This window comes from Roseivirga echinicomitans (assembly GCF_001592935.1).
GTDB lineage: Bacteria > Bacteroidota > Bacteroidia > Cytophagales > Cyclobacteriaceae > Roseivirga > Roseivirga echinicomitans.
In genome coordinates, this window is sequence record NZ_LRDB01000050.1 from 134759 (window position 1) to 161015 (window position 26257).

22 protein-coding genes are annotated in these 26257 nt (G+C 41.4%); 11 read left to right on the forward strand and 11 right to left on the reverse strand.

The features are described 5' to 3' along the window. Nucleotides 1–298 precede the first annotated feature (298 nt). Nucleotides 299–3019: a prolyl oligopeptidase family serine peptidase gene (locus AWN68_RS14770; protein ID WP_068417269.1), complete on the forward strand. Its 2721-nt coding sequence runs from the start codon at nucleotides 299–301 to the stop codon at nucleotides 3017–3019. A gap of 345 nt (nucleotides 3020–3364) precedes the next feature. Further along, nucleotides 3365–4294 carry a DUF5996 family protein gene (locus AWN68_RS14775; RefSeq protein WP_068417272.1) on the forward strand — a complete coding sequence of 310 codons (930 nt, stop codon included), beginning with the start codon at nucleotides 3365–3367 and terminating at the stop codon, nucleotides 4292–4294. A 19-nt stretch (nucleotides 4295–4313) separates the two neighbouring features. On the opposite strand, the gene AWN68_RS14780 is transcribed toward AWN68_RS14775, so the two are convergent. After that, nucleotides 4314–4805 carry a c-type cytochrome gene (locus tag AWN68_RS14780; protein WP_068417275.1) on the reverse strand — a complete coding sequence of 164 codons (492 nt, stop codon included), beginning with the start codon at nucleotides 4803–4805 and terminating at the stop codon, nucleotides 4314–4316. A 291-nt stretch (nucleotides 4806–5096) separates the two neighbouring features. Between AWN68_RS14780 and AWN68_RS14785 the strand changes: the two genes are divergently transcribed. Then, entirely contained in the window at nucleotides 5097–5369 is a 273-nt protein-coding gene (locus AWN68_RS14785; RefSeq protein ID WP_068417278.1) for a DUF1456 family protein, read from the forward strand. A gap of 24 nt (nucleotides 5370–5393) precedes the next feature. Here AWN68_RS14785 and AWN68_RS14790 read toward each other — a convergent pair whose 3' ends face one another. From AWN68_RS14790 to AWN68_RS14820, 7 genes are all read right to left on the reverse strand, one after another. Next, complete coding sequence (locus AWN68_RS14790; protein WP_068417281.1) at nucleotides 5394–6515, reverse strand: ABC transporter permease; 1122 nt, start codon at nucleotides 6513–6515, stop codon at nucleotides 5394–5396. Beyond that, nucleotides 6515–7621 carry an ABC transporter permease gene (locus tag AWN68_RS14795; protein ID WP_068417283.1) on the reverse strand — a complete coding sequence of 369 codons (1107 nt, stop codon included), beginning with the start codon at nucleotides 7619–7621 and terminating at the stop codon, nucleotides 6515–6517. The genes AWN68_RS14790 and AWN68_RS14795 overlap by 1 nt, the downstream gene beginning before the upstream one ends. After that, nucleotides 7618–8346, reverse strand: coding sequence for an ABC transporter ATP-binding protein (locus AWN68_RS14800; protein WP_068417286.1), 729 nt, complete (start codon nucleotides 8344–8346; stop codon nucleotides 7618–7620). The genes AWN68_RS14795 and AWN68_RS14800 overlap by 4 nt, the downstream gene beginning before the upstream one ends. Before the next feature lie 150 nt (nucleotides 8347–8496). After that, nucleotides 8497–9399, reverse strand: a complete 903-nt coding sequence (locus AWN68_RS14805) for an ABC transporter ATP-binding protein (RefSeq protein WP_068418516.1) — start codon at nucleotides 9397–9399, stop codon at nucleotides 8497–8499. 4 nt (nucleotides 9400–9403) lie between these two features. Beyond that, complete coding sequence (locus AWN68_RS14810; RefSeq protein ID WP_068417289.1) at nucleotides 9404–10297, reverse strand: HlyD family secretion protein; 894 nt, start codon at nucleotides 10295–10297, stop codon at nucleotides 9404–9406. 4 nt (nucleotides 10298–10301) lie between these two features. Then, a complete protein-coding gene (locus AWN68_RS14815; protein ID WP_068417292.1) occupies nucleotides 10302–11546 on the reverse strand; it encodes a TolC family protein in 1245 nt (414 codons plus the stop codon). 2 nt (nucleotides 11547–11548) lie between these two features. Then, complete coding sequence (locus AWN68_RS14820; protein WP_068417296.1) at nucleotides 11549–12160, reverse strand: TetR/AcrR family transcriptional regulator; 612 nt, start codon at nucleotides 12158–12160, stop codon at nucleotides 11549–11551. Between the two features lie 225 nt (nucleotides 12161–12385). Here AWN68_RS14820 and AWN68_RS14825 point away from each other — a divergent pair, with 225 nt between their 5' ends. Further along, nucleotides 12386–12799, forward strand: a complete 414-nt coding sequence (locus AWN68_RS14825) for a lipocalin-like domain-containing protein (RefSeq protein ID WP_068417299.1) — start codon at nucleotides 12386–12388, stop codon at nucleotides 12797–12799. Between the two features lie 19 nt (nucleotides 12800–12818). On the opposite strand, the gene AWN68_RS14830 is transcribed toward AWN68_RS14825, so the two are convergent. Continuing rightward, a complete protein-coding gene (locus tag AWN68_RS14830; protein WP_068417302.1) occupies nucleotides 12819–14132 on the reverse strand; it encodes a sensor histidine kinase in 1314 nt (437 codons plus the stop codon). Beyond that, a complete protein-coding gene (locus tag AWN68_RS14835) occupies nucleotides 14122–15447 on the reverse strand; it encodes a sigma-54-dependent transcriptional regulator (RefSeq protein WP_068417304.1) in 1326 nt (441 codons plus the stop codon). The genes AWN68_RS14830 and AWN68_RS14835 overlap by 11 nt, the downstream gene beginning before the upstream one ends. 165 nt (nucleotides 15448–15612) lie before the next feature. Between AWN68_RS14835 and AWN68_RS14840 the strand changes: the two genes are divergently transcribed. The 7 genes from AWN68_RS14840 (at nucleotide 15613) to AWN68_RS14870 (ending at nucleotide 24486) form a co-directional block, all read left to right on the forward strand. Next, nucleotides 15613–18036, forward strand: a complete 2424-nt coding sequence (locus AWN68_RS14840; protein WP_068417306.1) for an FtsX-like permease family protein — start codon at nucleotides 15613–15615, stop codon at nucleotides 18034–18036. A gap of 246 nt (nucleotides 18037–18282) precedes the next feature. After that, the gene (locus tag AWN68_RS14845; protein WP_068417312.1) at nucleotides 18283–18831 is read left to right on the forward strand and encodes a hypothetical protein; all 549 of its coding nucleotides are present in this window, start codon (nucleotides 18283–18285) and stop codon (nucleotides 18829–18831) included. Nucleotides 18832–18833: 2 nt separating this feature from the next. Next, nucleotides 18834–20696 (forward strand): tetratricopeptide repeat-containing sensor histidine kinase, encoded by a 1863-nt coding sequence (locus tag AWN68_RS14850; RefSeq protein WP_068417315.1) that lies wholly within the window; start codon nucleotides 18834–18836, stop codon nucleotides 20694–20696. Further along, nucleotides 20693–21322: a response regulator gene (locus AWN68_RS14855; RefSeq protein ID WP_221405733.1), complete on the forward strand. Its 630-nt coding sequence runs from the start codon at nucleotides 20693–20695 to the stop codon at nucleotides 21320–21322. The genes AWN68_RS14850 and AWN68_RS14855 overlap by 4 nt, the downstream gene beginning before the upstream one ends. A 20-nt stretch (nucleotides 21323–21342) precedes the next feature. Continuing rightward, on the forward strand, nucleotides 21343–22269 hold the full coding sequence (locus AWN68_RS14860) for a trypsin-like serine peptidase (protein ID WP_068417321.1): 927 nt from the start codon (nucleotides 21343–21345) through the stop codon (nucleotides 22267–22269). Nucleotides 22270–22598: 329 nt separating this feature from the next. After that, a complete protein-coding gene (locus AWN68_RS14865; RefSeq protein ID WP_068417323.1) occupies nucleotides 22599–24272 on the forward strand; it encodes an AAA family ATPase in 1674 nt (557 codons plus the stop codon). A 7-nt stretch (nucleotides 24273–24279) separates the two neighbouring features. Further along, complete coding sequence (locus AWN68_RS14870; protein WP_068417325.1) at nucleotides 24280–24486, forward strand: hypothetical protein; 207 nt, start codon at nucleotides 24280–24282, stop codon at nucleotides 24484–24486. Nucleotides 24487–24548: 62 nt separating this feature from the next. Here the strand turns inward: AWN68_RS14870 and AWN68_RS14875 are convergent, their stop codons facing one another. Next, nucleotides 24549–26162, reverse strand: coding sequence for an NAD-dependent malic enzyme (locus AWN68_RS14875; protein ID WP_068417327.1), 1614 nt, complete (start codon nucleotides 26160–26162; stop codon nucleotides 24549–24551). Between the last annotated feature and the right edge of the window lie 95 nt (nucleotides 26163–26257).

Sequence of the window (26257 nt, forward strand, 5' to 3'; positions counted from 1 at the left end):
GTAATGACGGTTCGAGTAGTCATCCAGCTCCGAAGGTCCAGAGTGTTTCAGTAGCTGTTGATTTAGACAGTTGTCATTGCATAGGGATCCTGAGACAAGCTCAGGATGACCTCAATAAAAAAAAAATGCGCTCCTTCGTGCCCTTTGCGGTTTCATCGTTACTTGACACTCACATCAAAAAACATATCCCCCAAAAAAGTACAGTTCTAAATCATAAGGATAAACTGTATATTGATCGACATCACCATTAACTTTTAGAGAAGCTACCTTCTCATTCAACCTTAAATGCGCTTTTGTCATGCAAAAATTCTTCAAACCTCATTTTTACACACTCCTTTATGGTTTACTACTTTTTAGTCAAGTAGCCCTCAGTCAAGAAAAGAAAGCTTTATCGCTTGACGATTATGGTCAATGGAACAGCATCAGGAATACTTCCATTTCGCCCAACGGGCTTTGGATGACTTATTCTTATGTTCCAAATGATGGAGATTCTCGCCTTCATATCCGAAAAATAGATGGTGACACCGTACGCAGTGCCATCAACGGAAAGCAAGTGAATTTCTCCATGGACAATCAATGGGTGGCCTATCTTACTGATGTTCCAGAAAAATCAAAGAAAGCAGGGCAGCCGAGTACTAGTACACTTGAGTTATTTAACCTAGCCTCAAACACGGTGTTGACAGTTGAAAACACCAGTGGTTACAGTTTCTCTGAAGCTTCTAATTATATCGCCATACAGAAAAACCCAGGTGATAGAAAAGCGGAACACAAAGGAAGTGACCTTATTCTTAAGAATTTGAAAAGTGATAAAGCTCTGAATATTGGTAACGTATCCAGCTATGCCTTCAATGAAAAAGGAACGCTCTTCGCTTATTTGGTAGACGCTGATGGAGACAACGGTAATGGCTTGTACATTATCGACTTGAGCAATAATCGCTCTTGGCCGCTACATACGGGTGCTTTTACTTACAGTCAAATGACTTGGAATGAAGAAGGAAACCAACTGGCTGTATTGTACGGCAGCACCGAAAAAGGCAATGTAGAACAGAATAACAGCCTTTATTGGGCTTCCAACCTTGCTTCAGGCATGTCAGCCCTCAATAGCGAGAATACTTACTCACCAGACTCAAGTTTCCCTAACAACATGGTGATCAGCGAGTATGGTCGATTAGCATGGAATGAAAATAGCACACAACTCTATTTTGGAGTGAAGGAGCAAACAAAGGAATTGAAAAAAGACGATGAGTTGAAAGCCAATGTAGATGTATGGCATTGGAAAGATGAGCGTGTGCAATCTGTGCAAATGGTGCAGTCGGGTAGAGATCGTAGGTCTACCTATACCGCTGTGTTAAACCTTGGAAATAAGAAATTCATTCAATTGGAAAATGAAGACATGCCCAATGTGAGTTACAGTGATAAAAGCCAATGGGCTGTGGGGCAGAATAATACTAAGTATCGTAATGACGTGAACATCCCTGGCAACTATGCAGACATTTACAGCGTCAACACACGCACAGGGGAAAAGAAGTTGATAACTGAAAGGTTGTATTGGAAACTGGGAATGTCGCCCAATGGAGAATGGACGGTTTTCTCAAGAGAAGGCGAGGTATTCGCTTACAATTTCGGAACAGGAAAAACGACCAATATGACGGCCAAAGCTGGTGTGAGCTTTCAAAACGTAGATTATGATACGCCTGTGGAAAAGCCTTCTTATGGTGTCGCAGGCTGGTCTAAAGATGGTAAGTGGCTGCTGTTGAATAATAGATATGACCTCTGGGCCATTTCTTTAAACTCGAACGAAGCCAAAAACATAACACAAGGGATGGGCGATCAAGAAGAAATTCAGTTCAGACTGGCACAGCTAGATCCTGAAGCAGACGACTATGACTTGAGCAAACCCTTGTTGCTGTCTGCTTATGGCGAATGGACAAAGAAATCGGGCTATTACACAGTAGAAATGGGTAAGAAACCCAACGTATTGCGCTATGAGGACAATATGATTGGAAGACCAACCAAGGCAAAAGATGCCAATAAGCTTATTTACACAGAACAGACCTTTGTGGATTTCCCTGATTATTGGATAGCTGACTTGACATTTAAAAACCCGAAGAAAATCACAGATGCCAATCCACAACAAGCCAATTACAAATGGGGGAAAAGGATTTTAGTAGACTATACTGATCAACGTGGTAACAAACTGCAAGCTACTTTGGCCTTACCTGCCGACTATGAGCCAGGCAAAAAATATCCAATGGTGATGTACTTCTATGAGAAAATGTCACAGCGCCACCACCAGTATTCTATGCCGACTTATGACGACAGACCACACATGTCTACCTACGCCAGCAACGGTTATTTGGTGTTAATGCCTGATATCGTTTTTGATGAAGGTAAGCCTGGTTCTTCTGCTTTAGACGATGTTACCAGTGCGGCCAAAGAAGTAATTAAGCTGGGATATGCTGATCCTGAACGAATTGGTTTACAAGGGCATAGCTGGGGAGGTTACGAGACTTCCTTTATAGTCACCCAAACCGATATGTTTGCAGCGGTTGTGACTGGCGCGCCACTCACTAACCTTATCAGTATGTACAATATTGCTTACAAGCAGTCGGGTAGTTTGAATGGGCCGATTTTAGAATGGTCTCAAGGTAGAATGGGCGTTAGTCCTTGGGAGAATATGCAATTGTACCAAGACCAATCTCCATTATTTCATGCACAAAACATCAAAACACCTTTCTTGCTTTTGCATGGTACTGCCGATGGTGCTGTGGACTGGAACCAAGGTTTGGAGTTTTATTCCGCGGCCAGAAGGCTGGACAAAGAAGTGATTATGTTATCCTATCCTGATGAACCGCATCATTTGGCCAAAGAAGATAACCAGAAGGATTTTCAAATCCGTATGAAGCAATACTTCGACCATTACCTAAAAGGCGCTGAAGCTCCATTATGGATGAAAGAAGGAATTCCTAACGCAGATAAAAAGAGAGTAGGACCAGAGGTGATGGAGGGGAATAAGTAAGATATAATTAAGCGTCACTCTTGAGGTTGAAACTTGAAAAGCGAGACCGTGAGAGTCTGTCTAGAGAGGTAAGCGCCAAATAACTGACAGATTCTTGCGGTCGATTATTTCTCTATCGCGAAATACTCTTCCTCAGAATGACGATAAAAATATACCGTCACTCTGAGGTTGAAGTTTGCAAAACGAAACCGTGAGAGTCTGTCTGTTGGAAGGGAAGTGTCATGAACCGACACTCCGTGGAGCTAGCGGTCATTTACTTTGTGTACACACAGAGGCTAAAAAAGATAAGTGAGTACAAATAATGCATTAACTTGATATAACAGACCAAAAATAAACCACCACCCCATGAACACGATCATCAAAGGCTGCGATCATGCTTGGCCAGCATTAGATTATAACAGTTGGAAGGACACGGTGAAAACCATTCATCAGTGGACGCAGATAGTGGGTAAAATACGGCTTAGGGCCATGCCTTGGCAAAATCACTCATGGCACGCTACGCTTTATATCACCGCCAGAGGCTTTAGTACAGGCCCAATGCCCTACAAAGATGGCATTTTCGAAATAGAGTTTGATTTCGAGAATCATCAGTTGATCATTTCTTCTACTTTTAACCAAAACGAGGTGATTGGTCTATTCCCTCGCTCCGTAGCCGACTTCTACAGAGAATTGTTTCAAAAGCTCAAAGCCTTGAAAATCGATGTAGCTATTCACGCCTCACCCAATGAATTGGCAGAAGCCATCCCTTTTGCAGAGAACACCACCAACAAGTCTTATCACAAGCAAAGTGTACAAGACTTTTGGCAAGCTGCCGTGAGTGTACATAATGTATTTCAAAAATTCAGAAGTGGTTTTATTGGCAAATGCAGTCCCGTGCATTTCTTTTGGGGCGCTTTCGATTTGGCTGTTACTCGCTTTTCTGGGCGTAAGGCTCCATTGCACCAAGGTGGAATGCCCAATATGCCTTTGTCGGTAATGCAAGAAGCCTATTCGCATGAAGTGAGCAGTGCTGGCTTCTGGCCCGGCAGCGATGATTCACCCATGCCTGTTTTTTATTCCTATTGTTACCCGTCTCCAGCAGCATTTGCAAACCAAAAAGTACAGCCTGCTGAAGCTTTTTGGAGTCCAGAAATGGGAGAGTACTTCCTTAAATATGACGATGTACGTCAAGCCAAAGACCCCGAAGCCATGTTGATGTCATTTTTAGAATCTACCTATATAGCATCGGCCAATACGGGTAACTGGGATAGAGAGAACCTGGAATTGAAGAAATAGCGACTCGTTAGCTATTTCTTCAATTCTTATCTGTGCCGTGCATTTCGTCTTCATGCTCAGCAAACCAAGCAGGGGCTGGAAGCTCATTATCATAAATAAAAGCAACAATGGCCTTGATTTGCTCATCAGTCACTGGTGGTTTAGGCATTAAGCCAAAACGACCTATTGGCCCTTTCATCAATGCAGCCTCTTCACTCGGGTTAGTGACGAATGCCCCCATGCGTTCTACAAAACCCGCACGATCTTCAGTAGCATTTAAGTATTGTTGCTTTATACCGACAAGGGGCGGAGCCAGCATTTCATCATGCGAGCCACTTTTTGGGTTGTGACAGGCATAACATACCGTTGTAAGCAAGTTAGCGGCATCGATATTCGCCATTACCTGAGTAGGTTGATCGGTTGGCTTTTCAGCTTCTTCTGTACTAACATTGCTTTTACCATTACAGCCCACGGCTGCTAACATGGCTGTAAATAATAGGCCTAAGGCTAAAAATATGTTTTTCTGTTTCATGTCTTTTATCGTGTCATAAAGTGGGAAAGCTTCCTACAGTAAATAGACACATCTCTAAGTTAAGAGTGAGTAACATTTGTTACCGAAGCGCAAACAAGACAAAAATATACGTCACTCTGAGGTTGACGCTTGAAAAGCGAAACCGCAAGAGTCTGTCTGTTTGGAGGTAAGGTGTGATAATAATTTACAGATTCTAGCGGTCATTCACTTTGTGTACCCACAAATGAATTCCCTCAGAATGACGCTGAAGCTTGCTAACTAGAAGATAAAAACCCTTAAATTCGGCTCTATATGCTGACGAACAACGATATCCTCAAAAAACTAAGAGTAGCTCATAAACTCCGTGATGAAAACATCGTGGAAATTTTGAAATTGGTAGACTTTGAAATCACCAAAGGTGCCCTTGGAGACCTATTCAGGGCAGAAGACCATCCCAAATATGTGGATGCCGGTGATCAAATCCTTAGAAAATTTTTAGATGGACTGATCATTCACCTCAGAGGGGAGCGGCCACCAAAAGTCAAAGGAGAAAGTAAACCTACTACTCCAAATAAGAACGCATAATTTTATTTACTAGAATTGTTTTCCCTAACTCGTCTTCCTATAACTCCAAACGGCCAATCCATTCATAATCACGGCAAAGGCAAGGGTTTTTAAAAGCTGAGGCATAATGTCAGTAAGGCTGGAGCCTTTGAGCATGACCATCCGCATGACCTGTACAAAATACTTGATGGGATTAAAATCGGTAATCGTTTGCGCCCATTTAGGCATACTTTCAATAGGGGTAAAGAGGCCGCTCATCAGAATGAAAATCACAATGAAAAACCAAGAGATAAACATGGCCTGTTGCTGTGTATCGGTAAAATTGGAAATAAACAGCCCAATGCCTAAAATGACTAGGATATAAACGGAGGTGTAGCCATACATCAGTACCAAGCTGCCCAGCATAGGCACATCAAAAATCAGTTTGGCAATAATCAGCCCAACGCTCAGCAGAGCCAAACCAATCACCCAAAACGGAAAGAGTTTGCCAATGATAAACTGGCTCTTTTTAATGGGCGTTACATTGATTTGTTCCAACGTGCCAATCTCTTTTTCGCGCACAATGTTCATTCCCGATAAAAACAAGGTAATCATCGTTACAAGCAGCACCAAAATACCGGGCACCATAAAAGTTTTATAGTTGAGGGTTTCATTGTACCAGAACAGGGGAATGGTATTGATGCTTTTCATCAAATTACTGGCTTGGCCCTGCTGCATCAGTTCCGGTCTGATGTTGCGGTTAAAGCCTTGTATAATCTGGCTGATATATACATTCTCAATCCCCGCAGCCGCACCGTCAATGGCGTTGATGGTGATGCCCAGTGGTGCGTATTTGTCCTTGGCCAGGTCGCGCTCAAAATGTTGAGGGATTTCTAAAATCACATCTACTTCTCCACTCAGCATGGCCGAATTGGCCAAAGCAGCAGAAGGAAAGTCAGTAATGACATTGAAATAGCTGGAAGTATTGAATTTCTCAATCAAAGCCCTAGACATGGCACTATGATCGTGGTCGATATAAGAGAACTTGATGTTTTTTACATCAAAAGTAGCCGCATTCGAAAGGATGATGAGCTGAAAAAGCGGCATAATGAAAATGATAGGAAGCATGGCTTTATTTCTAAAGATCTGCCTGAATTCCTTCTGAATGATATATCCGATCGTCTTCATTATTCCAGTCTGATTTTATATTTCTTCGCGCTTAGGCCAATCAAAAATAATGTCATTCCCAAGAGCACCAGCGTTTCCTTCCATAGGAAACTGATGCCCACGCCTTTGAGCATAATCCCTTTCAGGATAATGATAAACCACTTGGCAGGGATAATATTACTGATCACTTGCAGGGGCAAAGGCATGCTAGTAATCGGGAAAATAAAGCCTGAGAGTAGTATAGTGGGCAGCATTAATCCCATCAGGGAAATCATCATGGCCGTTTGTTGGGTGGCCGATGCCGTGGAAATCAAAATACCCAAGGACAATGAAGTGATAATAAACAGGATGCTTTCTAAGGCCAGTAAAAACAGGCTTCCGTTCACGGGTACCCTGAAAATGAAAATGCTCATTACCACAATAACGGTGGCGTTGATAATGGAAAGGAAGATATAGGGCACTACCTTTCCGATAATGACTTGCAGTGGTTTTAAAGGCGATACCAACAGAATTTCCATAGTGCCTAATTCCTTTTCGCGCGAAATAGAAATGGAAGTCATCATGGCGGAAACCAACATCAGGATGATGGTCATTACCCCGGGCACAAACATAAATACACCCTTGAGTTCTGGGTTGTACACCATGCGCGTCTGTGGAACGATTTGATAAGCAAGCTTTACATTCTTGTTCATCTCTTGCTGATAATTCTGGAGAATGGCATTGGTGTAATTGCTGATGGTATTGGCCGTATTCGGGTCTGTAGCATCCGTAATGATCTGTACCGTAGCAAAACCATCCGTGATCAAATGTTGGCCGAAATCCTTTTCAAAATTCAATACGGCTTTGATTTTTCCTTTTTTGAAAACGGCTTCAATGTCTGCTTCGCGCTCTATAAAAGTCTCTATGGTGAAGTATTTGGAAGCCGAAATCTTATTGATGATTTCTTGGGTGGTTACATCCTTTGAATGGTCCAACACCGCGATATCCACATTGTTGATCTCGTTGGTAATGGCAAAGCCAAAGAGCAGAATTTGGGCAATGGGCATTCCGAAAAGGATAAACAAAGAACGCTTGTCCCTGAAAATGTGGTAAAACTCCTTTTTGATAAATCCTATAAAGCGCTTCATCCTCTGGCCAGTTTTAAAAACACATCATTCATATTTTCCACTCCGAATTGCGTTTTCAGGTTTTTTGGGCTGTCCAAAGCCTCAATCTTCCCATTGACCATAATGGACACGCGGTCGCAATATTCCGCTTCATCCATATAATGGGTCGTCACGAAAACGGTGGTACCGTTATTGGCGGCTTTGTAAATCATTTCCCAAAACTGACGTCTAGTAATCGGATCCACACCGCCTGTAGGTTCATCTAGAAATACGATTTTAGGGTTGTGTAAAAGTGATACAGAAAAGGAAATCTTCTGTTTCCAGCCCAAAGGCAATGCGCCTACCAGTTGGTTCACTACTTCTTTCAAATCGAGTTCTTCTACCAATTCGGCAGTTTTCAATTTGATCTGCGCCCTGGACAAGCCATAGATGCCGCCAAAGAAGGTGATGTTCTGTTTTACTGTGAGATCGTCATAGAGCGCAAATTTCTGGCTCATGTACCCAATGTTCTTTTTGATCTTCTCGGCTTCGCTAGACACGTCAAAACCGGCTACTGTGGCTTTGCCAGCACTGGGGGTCGAAATACCGATGAGCATTTTCATGGCGGTCGTTTTTCCGGCACCATTGGCGCCCAAGAAACCAAAGATTTCACCCTTCCGCACTGAGAAGCTGATGGCATCTACAGCGGTAAAAGAACCAAAGGTTTTGGTAAGGTTTTCAGCTTGTATGACGAGTTCGTTGGTCATTAATTCTTTTTACAATTTGGTGCTAAACGATTAGTTCCTACACTGTCTTCAGAACGCTTGCGCCCTAGCTTCAGCGATGGAGCAATGAAAAGCGGTGTGCGTGAAATTGAGGTATTAAGGATGATTCGTCTTTGCATGTTTATCAATCGTCTACTTAGCTAATTCCATAAAAGTGTCTTCAATAGTCGGGGCGGTGGGCTCAATGGTAATGTCCTTGAGACCTTGACTTTCGAGAAAGGCGTTCAAGTCACTGCTGTCGAAATCCGTCCTTTTGTCGGTGTAGTGCACAAACTCTCCAAAAGGGTACACGCTATAATGATGCTCATAGGCTTTAAGGCCTTGAATCAGCGCATACATATTGTTGGCCTTCACATTGTACAGTGGCTTTGGATAATGCTTTACAATGGCTTGTGGCGTGTCTATTTCTAGAATTTTTCCTTCTTGAATAAAAGCAATGCGATCGCAAAGCGCGGCCTCGTCCATATAAGGCGTAGAAACCAAAATGGTAATTCCTTTTTGTTGAAGGCGCTTGAGCATTTCCCAAAACTCTTTTCTGGATACCGGATCAACGCCTGTGGTAGGTTCATCTAGAAAAAGCACTTTAGGTTTGTGAATCAAAGCACAGCAAAGTGCGAGCTTTTGCTTCATTCCACCTGAAAGTTTGCCAGCCCTACGTTTTTTGAAAGGTTCAATTTGAACATAAATATCCCGAATCAGCTCGTAGTTTTCCTCGATTGTCGTTCCGAAAATGGTCGCGAAGAAGTTTAGGTTTTCTTTGACCGTCATGTCCTGATACAGCGAGAACTTGCCTGGCATATAGCCCACACTATTTCTGATCTGTTTGTAATCTTTGACCACATCATAACCCGCTACCGTGGCATCGCCTTGGTCAGCAAATAGGAGTGTGGTCAAAATTCGGAATAGGGTGGTTTTGCCCGCACCATCAGGCCCAATCAAACCGAATAATTCGCCTTCCTTCACCTCAAAAGAGATGTCGGTCAAGGCGTTAACCTTTTTGTAAGACTTGGATATGTTGGAAATGGTAATGCTCACTGTATTAATTTGAAGCAATCCACATTTCGGCTGGCATTCCGATTTTTAATCGGCCATCGTTTTTAACCTTCACTTTTACCGCATAGACCAAGGCCACGCGCTCTTCTTTGGTTTGAATAATCTTAGGGGTGAACTCTGCTTCCGAAGACACCCAAGTGATGGTGCCTGTTAAAGATTCCATGTCCTCGTTGGTATCGATTTTCACTTCCACTTCTTGACCTATTTTGATACTGGATAGCTGCGTTTCACTAACATAAACCCTTAACTCCAAAACACTTAGATTGGCAATCTTATACAATGGCTTTCCAAAGGCAGTAACCTCATTCGGTTCCGCATATTTCACCAGCACCGTTCCGTCAATCGGATTAATGATTTTACCTTTTTCGATTTGATCATTGATTTGTTTGATCTGCACATCGATGCTTTTGAGTTCTGTCATGACAGGTGCATTCTGAATTTCAATGCTCTTGGTCTGCTGTCTGATTACCGCCATTTCCCCATTGATATCATCGAGTTGCTTCTGCGTACCAGCATTTTCCCTGATCAGGTTTTCAACACGCACTTTATTGACCTCCGCTGCCGCCAATTGTGCATTCAACACATTAATTTGTGACAATACCCCTCTAGACTTTGAAGCAATCAGTTCTTTAGAAACGGCCAGTTGTTCCCTTTTTAGGGCCAAGGGAATGGTGTCTATATAACCGATAAAGCTGCCTTGGGTCAGTTGCTGACCTTCTTCCACATTAAAGGCCATCAATTTGCCATTGCTCTCAGCAGAGATGGTGGTTTCCGTGGCCTCAAAGTTGCCATAACCATCGGCCCTGTCGTTTTGCTCTGTGCATGAGAAAAGTGTCAAGAGACTGAGACTTAAAATGGAGATTGTTTGTATCTGTTTCATCGTTCTATTGTCCTTTGGTGGTGTTGTAGTTCGCTTTCAGCAATTTGAGCTGGATCTTATGGATGGCCAGGGTATTCTTGGCTTCGAAAAGGTTGGTCAATTCGGTAATGTAGGCGGAAGCGGTAATGATTCCGTTTCTCAATTGGGCATCGGCCGATTTAAGTACTTCGTCACGTAATTCAATAATCTCATCATCTGAGCTGATAAAGCCTGTCAGCTTTTCCATTTCAGATTGCAGCTGATCCATTTCTATCTGGGTATTCAGCTCAAATACTTTGGTTTCATTGTCAATGATTTCCTTATTGATGGAAAGCGACTGACGCTTTTTGGTATTGACATCCCAGTCAAAAATGTTCCAGTTGAGCTTAACGCCCACAGTATAAAAGGCTTGGAAGGAATTGTCTAACATGTTCAGTCCAGGATTTCCATAACCTCCTGTTGCAAAGCCAAATACCTTAGGCGAGTTCTGTTTCGACATTAAGGACAGATTACTTTCTATTTCCGTCTTTTTAAGTTGAAATAACTCCAGTTCTGGTCGTTTGATTTCAGTAGTAAAAGGGGCGTTTATTTCTGAGTTTTGAAGTCTTGTGTTCGGACTGATGTTTTTGCCCAAAAGGGAAGAAAGGCTTTGGAACAAACTGCTTTGGTTATAATCCACTTCGCTGAGTTGCTGCTTGATTTTGATTAATTCAGCCTCAATCACCTTGTCCGAAGTGGGGAGAATGGCACCGTATTCAATTCCCGATTTCACCTCTTTTAGTTTGGCTTCCAGCTGTTCTTGTCTGGCGCTTAATAAAGCGGCCTTTTCCTGAAGCAGTAGCACAGAGAAATAGAGCTGGTTGACCTGCTTTTTCAAACCATATAGATTGACCTCAATCTGTTTCTTCTTGGTGTTCAGCGCGGCTGTTTGGGTATTGAGGGTGGCGTCAATCATTCCACCATTGTAAATCAACTGATTGACAGAAACCGTAGCGCGGTATTGGTCTTTATTGAGCGGAGTGATACCCGGAAGGGGCACTTGAATCACATCAGATTGATAAGTAGCCTGTGCATTCAGCTCAAATTGGGGCAATTTACCCGTATTGGTGACCTCTAAATCAATGGCATTCTGTCTTGCCAATTTTTCGTTTTGGAGCGCCAAAGGATAATTGACTGCAACCAAATTGTAACATTCCTCCAAGCTCAGTTGCTCTTGTGCATCCGATAGCAAGGGAAAAAGGAACATCACGATTATGCTTATTTTCTTCATAGCTAGGCTTTTATGGCATTGATAATAAAGTTGGCTACTTCTGTTTTTCTAGACTCGAGCAACTGTGTATATCCTTCGTCATCCGCACGGATAAATGCTTTGATCATCGGGCTGGCGATGATAGGGAAGATGTTCAGTGCCAAAATATTGATGAACAGTTGTTCTCCCGCAATGGGTTTAAGAATGCCCTGCTTCACTTCAGCCGCTACCTGTATTTTGAATTTCTCAATACTAGGAAAACCAGTTTTGGTTTTCATATTCGTAACAAAGTCCGGGTTTCTATTGAGCTCTTGAATGATGAATTTCGGAAGGTAGGGATGCTCCATGATGAAGCTCAGGTGGTCATGTGTGAAATGCCTGATTTTTTCCTCTATAGAAGAATCATCGTTTAAGATCTGATTCAGTTGAGGCGCCATCATAGCAAAGGCATGAGAGAAAACAGCTTCAAAGAGTAGTTGCTTGCTTCTGTAATAATAATGAAGCATGGCTTTGTTAATACCGGCCTCATCTGCAATCTCTTGCATTCTAGCGCCATCCATTCCCTTGAGTTGAAAGACCTTTTTAGCGGCCTCTAAAATCTGCTGTTCTGTATTCTCGTTTTTCGTTTTTGCCATTGTTGACTGTTTGGTTTAACCAAATGGTTAACAAAGGTAATGGAATAAATTAATGAATCAAGACATCATGTTTCACTGATTAATAACTCAGGATAAAAGTCCACTCGTCAGACTACTCACAGTGGCCAGGCAGACCAATTGACCACAAAAAAATATTCCTTCTTGAGATAAACTCTCATCGAATTCTGAATATATTTATTTAGCATTATTAATTAGCAGAATATCATGAACCTAAGGTTTCCTCTTTTGTTGACTTTTCTATCACTAACACTGTTGCTCGGCTCATGCGGAAAAAATGATATTGACGCCCCATTTACCGACTCTAACAACATCAAAGGAACATGGCAATTGGTGGAAAGGTATACAAGCAGTGGTGGGCCTGGTCAATGGTCTTCGGTAACAAATGGCTACACTTACACCTTCTCAGAAGACAATGTTGTAATTACAGACCAATTTGAGTGTGATGGCACCTATCAATTTAATGCTGGCCGTTTAACCATCGACTTTAATTGTCCCGATCAACAGTTTAACCACACTTATAAAATTGAATCTGAAGGGAATTTCATCATCTTATCTCCAGATCCGAGCCCATGCGATGAGGGCTGTGCCGAAAAGTTTAGAAGGATAACAATAGATTAGATAGCATTCTAGCTTTCGCTTACATGGGTAAACTCACCGTAAACCTTGTCACCTCATTTACTCGGCTGTATTCCAATACACCGCCATGCGCTCTGACAATCTTTCTAGATAAAGCGAGACCTATTCCAGAGCCTTCTATTTTGGTGGTATAAAAGGGAACAAAGATTTCTTGAATGGCATGAACCGCCACACCAGGCCCATTGTCTTCTACTGCTATGGATAGCATATTGTTGTTGCTGCTTACAGAAATCACTAATTGTGGGTTCTCAACTCCTTTCAAGGCATCTACCGCATTTTTAACGAGGTTGATCAACACTTGACTGATCAATACGCGATCGAGTGTTAGCACGCCTTTTACCTCGTCATTCACTATTAGCTCAACAGGTGTTTCATGCGTCATTAATGAGGTAATTGAATTGATTAAGTCTGAACTCTCAACTGTCTCAATGTGAGGTTGAATCGGGCGATTGATTTGCTTATAGGCTTCCACAAACTTTAGCATCCCGGCAGTACGTTCTTCAATGGCATTCAAGCTAATGGATACGTTTTTCTGATCTTTCGTATCTAAGGCCACCAGCTCCGAACCTTTGATCAGCTTCTTGTTCACGACTTTGATCAAGGATAGGATAGGAGTAGTAGAATTCATGATCTCATGCGTCATCACGCGCATCAGCTTTTGGTAACTGTCAAGTTCTTTGGCATCTAACGAACTTCGAATGTCTGTTAATGAAACCAGCCTATGTGCTTTCCCTTTCAGCTTAAAGGACTCCGTTTTCACAAAAAGCTTCTGACCATTCGCATGATCAATCCACTCGGAAGGTGTTCCATCTTTCTTACCAATCACCTGGTAAATCTTAGGATAGTCTTTTTGCAATCGATCGATATGAATCAGCCCAGGAATGTCGAGCAGGGTATCAAAGGATTTATTGGTGAAGATCACCTCTCCATCTTCCTTATAGCATAATACGGCTATGGAGACATGCTTGAGCACCAGCTGTAGCAATCGAAACTCAGCGGCCTTATTGGTCTGAAGCGTCTCCATGCTTTGCGTAATCAGGTCGTATGCGGCTCTTAGTTCCTTAGAATCGGTTTGATTTTGATAAGTGCGATTGAAGTCGCCATATTTTACGGAATGCAGGAAGTTTGCCCAGTTGCGTTCTTGTTTTTGTAAACGCCAAGTGAGCTCTATGGTCACAATGAACATCAACAAGCCAAACATAATGGGCGTAACGGAAAGGTCAGTTTCTAAATAGGAGTAGACCAAACCAATGGCCAAGGCGATGATCAGCAGTACCCGAATGAGAATATGGAGGAAGCCTTTATTAAAGATCATACTTCTTCATTTTGCGATATAGCGTGTTTCTCCCAATGCCCAATTCAGCCGCGGCACGACTGATATTTCCAGCGTGACGTTCCATGATCTCCTCAATCTTGCGCTTCTCTAATTCATAGAGGTTGTCGGCTTGGACTTGTGTCTTGTCAGTTCCATCGAACACATCATCATTGTCCATGATCACCATCCGCTCAATGTTGTTTTTGAGCTCCCTCACATTGCCCGGCCAATGGTAATCTTCAAGCTCCCTGACTTGCTTTTTGGTCAGGTCGAAAGCCTTGGCGTATTTCCGATTGAACTGGGCCAAAAAGTGCTCTGTAAGTGGTTTAATATCCTCTTGTCTATTTCTTAAAGGAGGAATTTCAATATGGACTGTATTAATTCGGAACAATAGGTCTTGGCGGAATTGCGAAGCATCGCTTAGCATTTCCATGGGTTTATGTGAAGTACTGATCAAGCGTACATCTATTGCCCTGGGCCGATGTTCACCCACGCGGTTCACTTCTCTGTTTTGCAGCGCAGCGAGTAGTTTTGATTGTAAGTCGAGAGAGAGGCTGCTGATTTCATCTAACAATAAGGTACCCAAATTGGCGCCTTCCATCATTCCCGCTTTGTCCTCGCTGGCATCGGTGAAAGCCCCTTTGACATGACCGAATAGCGTGGATTCGAATAAGCTTGAGGTAATTGCGCTCAAATCTACATTGACGAATGGCTGTGCTGCTCTGGCTGATTGCTGATGAATCAGCCTGGCCAATACTTCTTTTCCGGTGCCGTGCGCGCCTGTAATGAGGATCGAAGCATCGGTATGGGCCACTTTCGATACCATATTCATTACCTGCTCCATGCCTTTAGATTTCCCCACGACCATACTGCTCAAGCGATTGGCTTGATGAATCAATAGGTCTCGATTGGAGCTTACATCTGCTAATGCTTGCTGAGAATTGGCCAAGTTCAAGGCCGCTTGTACGGTGGCTACGAGCTTTTCATTGGCAAAAGGTTTCTCTAAGAAATCGGTGGCGCCTTGCTTCAAGGCTTTTACTGCGACATCTAGAAAGCCATGGGCTGTGAGCACTATTATTGAAACATTCGGTTTTGCCTCTTTAATCTTCTTAATCCAGGCCAAACCCTCAGCACCATCGGAATCGCCAATGGCAAAATTAAGGTCGAGAAGGATTACTTTGATGTCGGTATGGTCGAGCAAAGAGAGCGCTAAACCGGGATGCTCAAGGGTTTGAATCTCGCCAAAAGGTTCTTCCAACACCATGCTAATGGTATGAAGTAATAGGGGATCGTCATCTACGGCAAGTATTTCCACGGATAAATATAGTAATTTACTGTTCTAGGTTGGAACAGTTGACTGTACCTATTCGATCACTTTTGAAGCTAAACCACTATTAATCAATGTTAAAGATCATCATATCAGTAAGTTATACTTCATGGCAGCTTTATTGGCTATAGCCTTATCAAATCTGAAGAACTTATGACCAAGACTTTTATCCTTTCTATCCTCCGCAACCTCTGGAAAAACAGAGTCACTTCTGCCATTAATGTTTTAGCATTAACGCTCGGGCTGAGCAGCATTCTATTTTTATTCGTTCAGAACCGTTATGAAAACAGCTTCGATATCCATCAGCCAAAAGCGGACCGAATTTACCGGGTCAACACCACGATGGAATATCCCAATAGGACAATAAATAGCGGTAATACTCAATCCATGTTGATCAAAGTGATGCGCAACGACTACCCGGAGTTGGAAGGGCTCATACAGGTCCACGGTCGTCAAAATGCATTGTTGGCGGTCAATCCAGGTGCGTCCAACGAAAAGGTATTTGAAGAACAGAATAACCTCATTTTGGCTGACAGTTCATTTTTAAAGCATTTCGACTATGACTTCATTGTAGGAAATAAAAGAACCGCATTAGATACGCGTAATGCCATTGTGTTGTCTGAAAAAATGGTGGAGAAATACTATCCAGATTTTATTGGTAAAGAGGCCGCCTTATTGGGGAAAGAAATAAGTTTATATGATTCCCTGCGTGTGTTTATCACAGGCGTCATCGAAACCCCGCCCAGCAATAGCAGCATTCCTTTTCAGCTCCTTGCATCATCAGAGATTTACTATCAGGTGAATGACTGGGACAGGGACAATTGGGGGAATATATCTTCCGGATTGACCTTCGTGGTATTGAAAGAAGGGCAGACGCCTGAAAGTTTTGAGAAGCGTTTTCCTGAAATGGTCAAGAAGCATAGATCTGAAGAAGCGGCAAGTTCTACAAGTTACAGCCTGATCAATCTGATCGACATTCATAATGAGCCCAAATGGGGTTTTGCGGGCAACTACACCAACGACTCATCGCTTACTATTGGTTTTACCGCCATTGGTTTATTTATCATGCTTTCTGCCTGCATCAATTTTATCAATATTCAAACAGTTCAGGTGATGACCCGCTCGAAGGAAGTAGGCATTAGAAAGGTATTGGGCGGTACTCGCTTACAATTGATCTTTCAGTTTTTGGTAGAAACCGTGCTGCTGACGACCATTTCATTCGTTTTCGCTATATGGATTACGGAGCTGGCGCTCAATGGCTGGAACGACCTGCTGAGCATTGTAGGTATGAACATGCAAATTGACGCTTCCGTATTACTCTTTGGTGTAGGGCTAATTTTATTGGTGAGTTTGGTGGCAGGGCTTTATCCCGCACTTAAGCTTTCTTCTTTCGATCCCTCGGAATCACTGAGAAGTGGCTTTTCGGCACTTACCAGAAGTAAATCTGGCTTCAACCTGCGTCAGGTGCTCGTGGTTACCCAGTTTACAATTACCCAACTCATGATTATCGGTACCATTGTGGTGTCGGTGCAAATGGACTACTTCATTAACAAAGACCTTGGTTTTGATAAGGAGGAAATGATCACCATCAATACTTACAATCAAGACCGACAAAAAACGGATCGCCTGATCCGGGCCATTGAGGCAATGCCAGAGGTAATTTCTTATAGTTTTTCGTCAGGGCCACCGATGGATGCAGGCCGATATTCCACCTCATTTAAGGAAGTAGGGCATGAGGACAAGGGGGATATGAAAACCCGAAACAAATTTGTGGATCATCGCTATTTGAGTACTTATAATATTGAGTTGATTGCCGGTAGAGACTTTAGAGAAAGCGAATACAATGACACCATAGACGCATTTATCGTTAACGAAGCCTTTGTAAAACAACTGGAAGTCAATAGCCCTGAAGAGGCCATCGGCAAACAAATTCTCTGTTATGGAGTGCGTGCCGTGATTGTTGGGGTCACCAAAGACTTTCATGCCGATAAGCTGGACCAAGAAATCTCACCCATGATTTTGTTTCCTTGGCACCATAACGTGAGCGGAGCGGACCTCAAGATTGCTACAGCTAACCTTGGTCCAGCACTCGACAAGCTAGAAGGCATCTGGGCTGAAGTATTTCCTACCCGCACACTCCAGTTTCAAACGGTGGACGATTTTATCACAGAGAGCTATTTAGTGGAAGACATTATGGCGAAAAGCATCCGAATCTTTTCATTGGTGGCCATTTGTATAGGCTGTTTGGGGCTGTACGGCTTGGTTTCTTTTATGTCTGTCAAACGCAAGAAAGAGATTGGGATCAGAAAGGTATTGGGCGCTTCTTTCGGACAGATTCTGTTCAGCTTCTCCAATCGATTCTTTATACTGACCTTTGTCGCTTTCTTAATCAGTGCACCATTGGCTTATTTCTCAATGGACCTTTGGCTGGCCAATTATGTGTACAGAATCCCTTTAAGTTGGGAAATCTTTGCCTTTGGTCTTCTTATCACCCTGCTGCTCACCATGCTGACCGTAGGCTATATTTCCTTTAGAGCCGCCAGAACCAACCCAGCAGAGACTTTGCAAGTAGAGTAGGGGTTTCAACTTCAGATACGATTAAGCCAATCTTTCTTTAGGAGGGTTGGCTTTTTTTGTGGGGGAAGCAATGCTGCATTCTTTTGGCATTTTTAGATCAAAGGGAATGACGAATTTACAAATTGACAACTTTTTGATTCTTATCTATAATTTCCTGTATCATTCTGTCGAAATACCAACAACTGAGTATTTTTTCTTTACAAGGTAATCACCTATTTTAGATATAACATTTAACCAATTACCATCATGAAATTTATTGGAAACATAAATCTTTCAAATCAAGAAGATTATCAAGCCATCTATGCCAGTCAGTTGTACGGAACATTCTTTTGTGTTTTTGGTAAATTCACTTGTTTGGCAATAGAAAAGGATGAATACACACTTGACAAAATTGAATTCAAAATCATTAATTACAAGGGGATTATTAACTTGGGAATTTCTGATGTGAAGGGCATTTTTGATCTCAAAGACGGAGCTGGAAATATTATAAAAGCTATAAATATTGAAGTAAGGGGTCTTTGTGAGGCTGACGAATTCCAACTCAATTGTTCAGGGGTTAAGCTCAACAAAAATGAATTACTTATTGCTGAAAGAACGGTAAAACCTATGCATGAGGAAGTCGCTCTTAGTGGAAGTGTTTTTGATAATGAGTATTACTATCGAGAAGGTCTTCCAGACCTTGATGGATTATTTTCTAATAGGTCACCTCAGCCTATGTCCGTATTTAATCAAGTAGCGATATTCAAAGAGTTTCCAGGTACTATATGTCCGAGAGGTACCAATCGAATCATTTAAGAATGATTAGGCTTCTGGCATTTTTCTGTGTAATTATACTTAGCGAGTATTGTGGGTTTGCAGTGTCGGGCAAGCCAAATGAGATGGAAACCTACTTTCAACAGCTCAAAAACTTAAATTATGAGAAGGCAGAAGAGTTAGCCAAGGGAGTTGAAAAGCAATCGCTAAGAGAGGGAATGATACAGTTGGCCAAGGTGCTCTATTCTGCAGGTCAAAAAAACATTTATTTTCAAGACACTTCTATTTCAGAAGACAAGACCGTTCAGTTAATTTCTTATTTAGGACGGGGTTATTACCATTTATATACAAATCCGTATAGTGAAAAGCCTTTCCGGTTTTTTAATGAAGCCTATAATATAGCCCAAGAAATTGGTTCCGCTGAAGCAGAGAAGTACGCTCTATTATCTATTCTGGAAGTCTATAATTTTGAAATATCCCAGTCAAATAATGATAAGGTTCTCTTTGTAAAAAAATTTAAAGAACTGATATCCGACAATGCAGACAAGTATCATTATCTAATGAATGTACTGCATATCAACCTTCGAGACATTTTTTTTAATGTGAACATTGACCTGTCCTTTTTTCAGGAATTTGATGAAGTAATGACCTCGTTTAAGGTTGATCATCGTTTTTGGCCAAATTACTATTCTTCGAAGGGGGTTTTTTATGAATCTATTAATCCAGAAGAGGCCATACGACTTCATCAAAGGGCAATTGCTTCCATTCATGATGAGCCCTTTCTCAAATTTATTCTATTCAGGTCGAACATCAAGCTTTCAGAAATATACAGGAATAGAGAAGCCTTTGATGAAGCGCTCAGTTACATTAATAAAGCCTCAGAGAATATTGATCTAGCAGACACTACGCGATCTAAATATTACATCCATTATTATGTATCCAGAATTTATGATCAGGTTGGTGATTATAAAAAAGCCTACAGTAATTTATTAAGGTTCACGGACCTTAAGAACAAGCTGGACTATGAGCTGAATAGTCTTGAAATTGCCTTACTCAATGTGCGTTACCAAGCCAACGAAAGAGAGTTAGCTCTTTTAAAGGAAAAAGGAAAGGTGAGAGCAACAAGAAATTGGTTATTGGGCTCAATACTCGTGATCGTATTTATTTCAATCACTTATTATCTTGTTCAGAAGAATACAAAGCGTAAACAGCTTTTAGCAGTTAAGGAAAAAGATCTAGAAAGTCAGAAGGTTGTCAGTCTACTTAAGGAGCAGGAATTGGTCTCTATAGATTCCATGATTGCCGGCCAAGAAAAAGAACGCCAGAGACTTGCTAATGAGTTACACGATGATCTAGGAGGCTTACTGGCCTCTATTAAACTTCATTTCCACACATTGACAGGGGAAGACAATAGCAAGCGAAGTCAACAATTCGATAAAACCGATTTGTTGATTAATGAAGCTTACGAAAAGGTAAGAGCTATTGCCCATGCCAAAAGCTCAGGTGTAATAGCAAAAGAGGGATTCCTTAAATCGGTGAAAGAAATGGCCAGGAAGGTCTCTGTTGCAAATAATCTGGCAGTAAGTGTCAATGAGCATGGGCTAGATGATCGTCTAGAAAACAGCATGGAACTCTCGCTCTTTCGGATTATTCAGGAGTTGGTCACCAACGTTATCAGACATTCAAACGCTACTGAGGCCATTATCCATTTAACTAAGCATCATGACTATTTAAATATCATGGTAGAGGATAATGGGGGTGGGTTCGACTCCAACGGGATTACGCTAAAGTCTGAAGGTATGGGGATTAAGAGCATAGATAAAAGAGTAACCTCCCTGAATGGAACAATGAATATAGAATCTGAACTAGGACAGGGTACTACCATAATAATTGAAATACCATTATGATGATAAGAGTAGCAATTGCAGAAGATCATCAGTCGCTTATTGATGGTCTTAAACTTCAACTTGAGCGGATAAAGGAGATTTCCGTTGTTGGAACGGCTAACGATGGAGAAGCACTTCTCAATATTATAAAATTAAAGCGGCCTGACGTAGTAATCACCGACATAAGAATGCCAAAGATTGATGGCATTGTCGTCACTTCAATGATCAAAAAAGAGTTCCCGGAAATTAGGGTTTTGGCTTTCACTATGTTCGATCAGAATGAAGCTGTTCAACAAATGTTAGATGCTGGTGCAAGCGGATATGTTTTAAAAAAATCTTCACTCAAAGAAGTCATAGAGGCTATCAAAGCTGTCTACAGAGGCGAAAAGTATTTCGATGCCAATATTCAAGTAGGCCCTGAGAAAGGTATGGATACCAAAACTAAAAAGGGGGTCTTAACCAATCGGCAAAAGGAGATATTAAACCTTGTTGCCCAGGGGCTCACATCGAGAGAAATAGCGGATATGCTTTTTATTGGAGTGTTTACCGTAGAGACACATAGGAGAAATATGGTTCGAATCCTTGGTTTAAAAGGAAATGGTGAATTACTGAGGTATGCTATTGAGAAAAAGTATGACTTCAACTAATTAGTTCAAAATCTATCAAAATGAAACCTATATCCTTACCAAATAGTCCAGAGGTTAATAAGGAACTAAAAAGCACCAAGTCAGAAGACCTTTCAAAACTGAAAGACCTCAGATTTAAAGTGCATAGAGAACTAGAAATACTTGATTCTTTGATAGAAAACGTTGCTATAAGGTCGGTATGTGGTGATTCAAATGAAGCCCAACATGTGGAGCGTTATGATGGTACACTTGGAGTTACCCAAGATTTTGTAAAGAAACTTAGTCCCAGCATTGGTCAGTTACAATGGTCTCCATTTATATATCGAGACTTCAGAGGCCCTAGTCGGAGTCAGGGAAATGTCCAAGGTTTGAGTTGGGGGAGTGGGGCGCTGATTTCCTCAGATCTTTTTCTAACAGCCGGTCATTGTTTTCATCAAACGATGGGTATTTGGACTAGACCTTCAGAAAATGGGAGCGTATTACCAGAAACAGAGCTGGCCAAACTGATGCAGGTTAATTTTAACTATCAGTTTGCCAAGCATACGAATACAATACTCCCAGTTGATACTTTTCCTGTATTGGAACTGGTCGATTATCAAATTGAACCAATTGATTTCGCTATAGTCAGACTTGGTAAAAATAGCAAGGGTGAATCCCCAGGTGATAAGTATCCTAAACTGTCTTTAGCATTATCAAACTTTGTTTCACCCGGTGAGATGCTGTGTGTTATCCAGCACCCAAAAGGAAGCCCGAAAAAAATTGAAGCAGGTCCACTTCATAGCACCGATGGCATTAGACTCTACTATGATAGCATAGATACACTTGGAGCATCCTCTGGTGCGCCAATTTTATGGGCCGAGACTGAAAAAATTGTAGGTGTTCATACTAATGGAGGCTGCACGTTGAATAGCGGATACAATTATGGTAATTCCATTCAAGCCATTGCTAAGGTTACATCTCACTTTTAACTAAGGAGAACGTCTTTACCTTACAATCAAGTCTAAATATCAGGTTGGAGTAACCTATCTCAAAAACCCCAAAATATCAATCACATAATAGTCTGATTATCAATTTATTAAATCAATAAAATACTCAATTCTGAGTATTGATTCTAGAATATGATTATACGAAATTTATCTCAATAAGTAAGAGAAATCGATAATCTCGTTAGGGTTGAAAGTATCGCTGAATAAGTGAAATTATCTCTGCTATAGGACATGACATAGAATTGAATGCAATGTTTAGTCAACGGTATAGCTTGTTATTTCTATTCACTTAAAAGAAAAAATCCATCGCTATGAATAAGTTAATTATTTGCTTTTTGGTCTTTAATAGTATAGCATTTCAAGCACTATCTCAAGATAATAAGGAAGTGGATTATTATCTTACTTTAGATAAGGTTGTGAAAGACACCACAGGTTATCTGAGATTAAATCATGTGCTAAGGCAGGAATTTTCTAGAATCATAAAAACCAACACAAATGGTACAATTGGTAACTATGTTGGTTTAAGCACGAAAGACAATAACTTGTCTTTCGCCTATAGTTTGGTTAGGAAAGAAAATGTACTTCAAATCAAAGGTGGTGGTGGAGTAACTGACGGAATCACCAATATCTTCTCAAATAGCGAGCTTAATAGTGGCACTAACATTGGCTTCAATTTCTATCGTATGTTCGGGCATAAACATATAAGTATTGTTTTTGACGAGGTGAAAAGCCTACAGAAGAAAGACCATGAGCTTACTCATGCTTTTGAACTGTATAAGTTGACTGATCATAAGAAAAAGGTCAATGATGAGTTGGATAAAAAGAAGGCAGAAATTCAGAAATTAGAAGCTTTGTCCAAAAGACTACAAACGGTCAGATCCCAGTTGTTGGCTGGTGGTCGTAAGACTTATATCGATTCTATAGTTTACGTAGATCTTAATTATAAAAGGAGTTTGATCGAAATAGAATTGACGACCCTTGAATCGAATATTAATACAATAAAAACACAAGTCAATCAAACCGTCAGGCAATTGCAGCAAGTTCGTGACAATAACCCTAACCGCAATGCAGCACGTCAGCAATTTGCGATAGACAGCCTTTTGACCTTGAAGCCATTGTACATAATGAAGCAATCGTTAAAAGTCACAAAAGACTCTTTAAAAACCATCAACAAACAAATCAGAGCCAACACTTTTGATGAATACCAAATAATTGATACCGAACGAAAATTAAAAATAGCTAAGTATGAGTTCACGGTAGCGGAAGAAAAATTAGAATATCACCAGAGTGCATGGGATTTTGGAGATGTAAATTATACTTATGAAGAGAACAAAATTAAAAATTTAGATAAATTTAAAAATATTCGTGCTAAAGAAGTAGCGCTTACATGGTTTGGGGGTGGTTTTGGCTTGGAGAATAATAGTTTCAAATTACTGGATTCTCTTAATGCGGTGAAGAGTGAACGTGACTTAATCCCCACGATCAACCTTTCACTAACAAGATATGTAAATAAGCTAATTTCTGGTTCTGCAAAAAGAAGGAATATATCATACTCCACGATTGCTGCTAAAATAAGTTTTGGAAACAATTTGGGTACACTGAAAGAGTTGACAATTGAAAGTACGGACTCACTTACAAGCAATACAGCATCTGTTTCTTCACAGAAAGCCTTTTCTGGTTTTTTTAATGATGAGGTTATTTCTGGTCAATTGTCCCTAGATCATTACCGTTTCGTAGGTGGTAAAGACACTTTTGGTATCCATTTACGAACCCAAATAGATATTATCGATAAAAAAACGGTTACTTCTCTCAGAGCAGGAGTTTTATTTGCAGCTCTGTCACAAGATGATTACACGTCAGTTATCAATTTTGAGTTGTTTATTGGCTTAAATGATATTTTCAAAGAAGGGGAAGAAGATAGTCTGTTCAACAGAAATGTAATTGGAATTCAGACTACTATACCTTTCAATTTAAAACTAAAATAAAATAACCATGGCAAAATACTACGTTTATTGTGAGACACACGGTCGATTAACGCCTGATTATAATTCGGCAGATCAAGCTTCTATCGCACGAAAAAAACATATCATAAATACTTCTGGCCCTCACTATCGAGTTAATGTAATTGAGGAATACGCGCAAAAGAAATATGGTCAAACTATTAAAAACCTTCGTCAAGTGGTGAAAAAAAAGAGATAGAAATTCGGGTTAAAACATCTCTGTATTGGCTGTTTTGAACGAGTTTCCTATTCTAAATCCGTTTAATATTTAGGATCATACATATAGTCACTAATAGACTGTTTCAAATTATCAGGCCGCTCGTTTCCGGCAAGGCCAAAGTCGTAAGCTTTCTCTGCCACGGCCACCGCAATTTGAAGGGATACTTCTCTAATGTCTTTTAAGGGAGGATAAAGAGAACCTTCCAAAATATCCTGCTCACTCACAAATTCGGAGAGCGTTTTGGCAGCCGTCAGAAATAAAGGATCGGTAATTTTACTGGCACAACAAGCCACCGCTCCCAAACCAATTCCTGGGAAGATATAGGCGTTATTTCCTTGTCCTGGTTTAAAATTATAGCCATTAAAGTCAACCCTGGCAAATGGGCTTCCGCTTGCAAATACGGCTTTTCCATTACTCCATTTGTAAGCCTCTTCAGCCGTGCATTCAGCGCGGTCCGTAGGGTTGGAAAGCGCAAAAATTACAGGCCTATCATTATTGGCACTCATGTGCTCGATCACTTCTTGATTAAAAGTACCAGGCGCTCCGGTAGCGCCAATAAGCACGTGTGGCTTAAGGCTGTCAATCGCTTGGATCAAATCCATTTGTTCAAAATCATGCGCATAAGGAAGGTTATGTTCCATCAGGTCATTTCTTGAAGAAACCACCAATCCGTTAATGTCCACAAAACAAAGCCTGCTATGCGCTTCTTCCTGAGTCAGCCCAGCTTCCTGAAATGCGGAAACCATCAAGTCGGCTATTCCTGTGGCTGCCGACCCAGCCCCTAAAAACATGATTTTCAAGTCAGCGAAGTTTCGCCCGGTAATTCTGCTTGAAGCATACACTCCGGCCAGTGCCACAGAGGCCGTTCCCTGAATATCATCATTGAAGCACAGCACCCTGTCTCTGTATTTCCTTAACAGCGCGTAGGCATTAGGTGTTAAAAAATCCTCGAACTGTATCAGGACATTGGGGTATTTATCCTGCACCGTCATCACAAACTCTTCCACCAAATCGAAATATGCTTCGCCTTCCAGCCGTGGATGAGGGTATCCTAAATAAAGCGGATCATTCAATAAGTCTTTGTTGCCAGTACCCACATCTAACATGACCGGCAAACATTGATGAGGGTGAATGCCTGCACAGGCAGTGTACAGGGCCAATTTACCAATAGGAATCCCCATGCCGTTCGCTCCAAGGTCGCCCAAGCCAAGAATCCGTTGCCCGTCAGTAATCACGATCACACGGATGTCTGTTTGCGGCCAATTGTCCAAAATTTTATTGATTTCACCTTTGTCCTCAGACGTAATGTATAACCCTTTTGACTGCCTGAAAATGTGAGAAAATTCCCGGCAAGCCTGTCCCACCGTGGGGGTGTAGATGATGGGCATCAATTCCTCAATATGCTGAATTACCGTTTTATAAAACAACCGCTCAGTACGATCTTGAAGTGCGTTGAGTAACACATACTTCTCAATGTCAAAAGTCTTTCGCCTCACATTACCCATTACACGATCCACCTGCATTGCTTGCGTGGAGACAGCATAAGGCAATAGTCCTCGCAAGCCCAAAGCTTCTCGCTCTTCTTTGGTAAAAGCTGTCGATTTATTTAATGTGCCATCATGCAGGATTCGGCTTCCCTTTTCGGTTGGGTTCATGTTTTTTGATTACTAGTGGGTTGATTTTTTAACAGAGGAAATATTACATCTTTAAGTAGATGGCATGACCAATTTATTACTAAAACTGTTATGGG

Excerpts from the sequence above, each read along its gene's own strand:
- AWN68_RS14770 (WP_068417269.1), top strand. The coding sequence starts at position 299 with ATGCAAAAATTCTTCAAACCTCATTTTTACACACTCCTTTATGGTTTA.
- AWN68_RS14775 (WP_068417272.1), top strand. The coding sequence starts at position 3,365 with ATGAACACGATCATCAAAGGCTGCGATCATGCTTGGCCAGCATTAGAT.
- AWN68_RS14780 (WP_068417275.1), bottom strand. The coding sequence starts at position 4,805 with ATGAAACAGAAAAACATATTTTTAGCCTTAGGCCTATTATTTACAGCC.
- AWN68_RS14785 (WP_068417278.1), top strand. The coding sequence starts at position 5,097 with ATGCTGACGAACAACGATATCCTCAAAAAACTAAGAGTAGCTCATAAA.
- AWN68_RS14790 (WP_068417281.1), bottom strand. The coding sequence starts at position 6,515 with ATGAAGACGATCGGATATATCATTCAGAAGGAATTCAGGCAGATCTTT.
- AWN68_RS14795 (WP_068417283.1), bottom strand. The coding sequence starts at position 7,621 with ATGAAGCGCTTTATAGGATTTATCAAAAAGGAGTTTTACCACATTTTC.
- AWN68_RS14800 (WP_068417286.1), bottom strand. The coding sequence starts at position 8,346 with ATGACCAACGAACTCGTCATACAAGCTGAAAACCTTACCAAAACCTTT.
- AWN68_RS14810 (WP_068417289.1), bottom strand. The coding sequence starts at position 10,297 with ATGAAACAGATACAAACAATCTCCATTTTAAGTCTCAGTCTCTTGACA.
- AWN68_RS14815 (WP_068417292.1), bottom strand. The coding sequence starts at position 11,546 with ATGAAGAAAATAAGCATAATCGTGATGTTCCTTTTTCCCTTGCTATCG.
- AWN68_RS14820 (WP_068417296.1), bottom strand. The coding sequence starts at position 12,160 with ATGGCAAAAACGAAAAACGAGAATACAGAACAGCAGATTTTAGAGGCC.
- AWN68_RS14825 (WP_068417299.1), top strand. The coding sequence starts at position 12,386 with ATGAACCTAAGGTTTCCTCTTTTGTTGACTTTTCTATCACTAACACTG.
- AWN68_RS14830 (WP_068417302.1), bottom strand. The coding sequence starts at position 14,132 with ATGATCTTTAATAAAGGCTTCCTCCATATTCTCATTCGGGTACTGCTG.
- AWN68_RS14840 (WP_068417306.1), top strand. The coding sequence starts at position 15,613 with ATGACCAAGACTTTTATCCTTTCTATCCTCCGCAACCTCTGGAAAAAC.
- AWN68_RS14845 (WP_068417312.1), top strand. The coding sequence starts at position 18,283 with ATGAAATTTATTGGAAACATAAATCTTTCAAATCAAGAAGATTATCAA.
- AWN68_RS14850 (WP_068417315.1), top strand. The coding sequence starts at position 18,834 with ATGATTAGGCTTCTGGCATTTTTCTGTGTAATTATACTTAGCGAGTAT.
- AWN68_RS14855 (WP_221405733.1), top strand. The coding sequence starts at position 20,693 with ATGATGATAAGAGTAGCAATTGCAGAAGATCATCAGTCGCTTATTGAT.
- AWN68_RS14860 (WP_068417321.1), top strand. The coding sequence starts at position 21,343 with ATGAAACCTATATCCTTACCAAATAGTCCAGAGGTTAATAAGGAACTA.
- AWN68_RS14865 (WP_068417323.1), top strand. The coding sequence starts at position 22,599 with ATGAATAAGTTAATTATTTGCTTTTTGGTCTTTAATAGTATAGCATTT.
- AWN68_RS14870 (WP_068417325.1), top strand. The coding sequence starts at position 24,280 with ATGGCAAAATACTACGTTTATTGTGAGACACACGGTCGATTAACGCCT.
- AWN68_RS14875 (WP_068417327.1), bottom strand. The coding sequence starts at position 26,162 with ATGAACCCAACCGAAAAGGGAAGCCGAATCCTGCATGATGGCACATTA.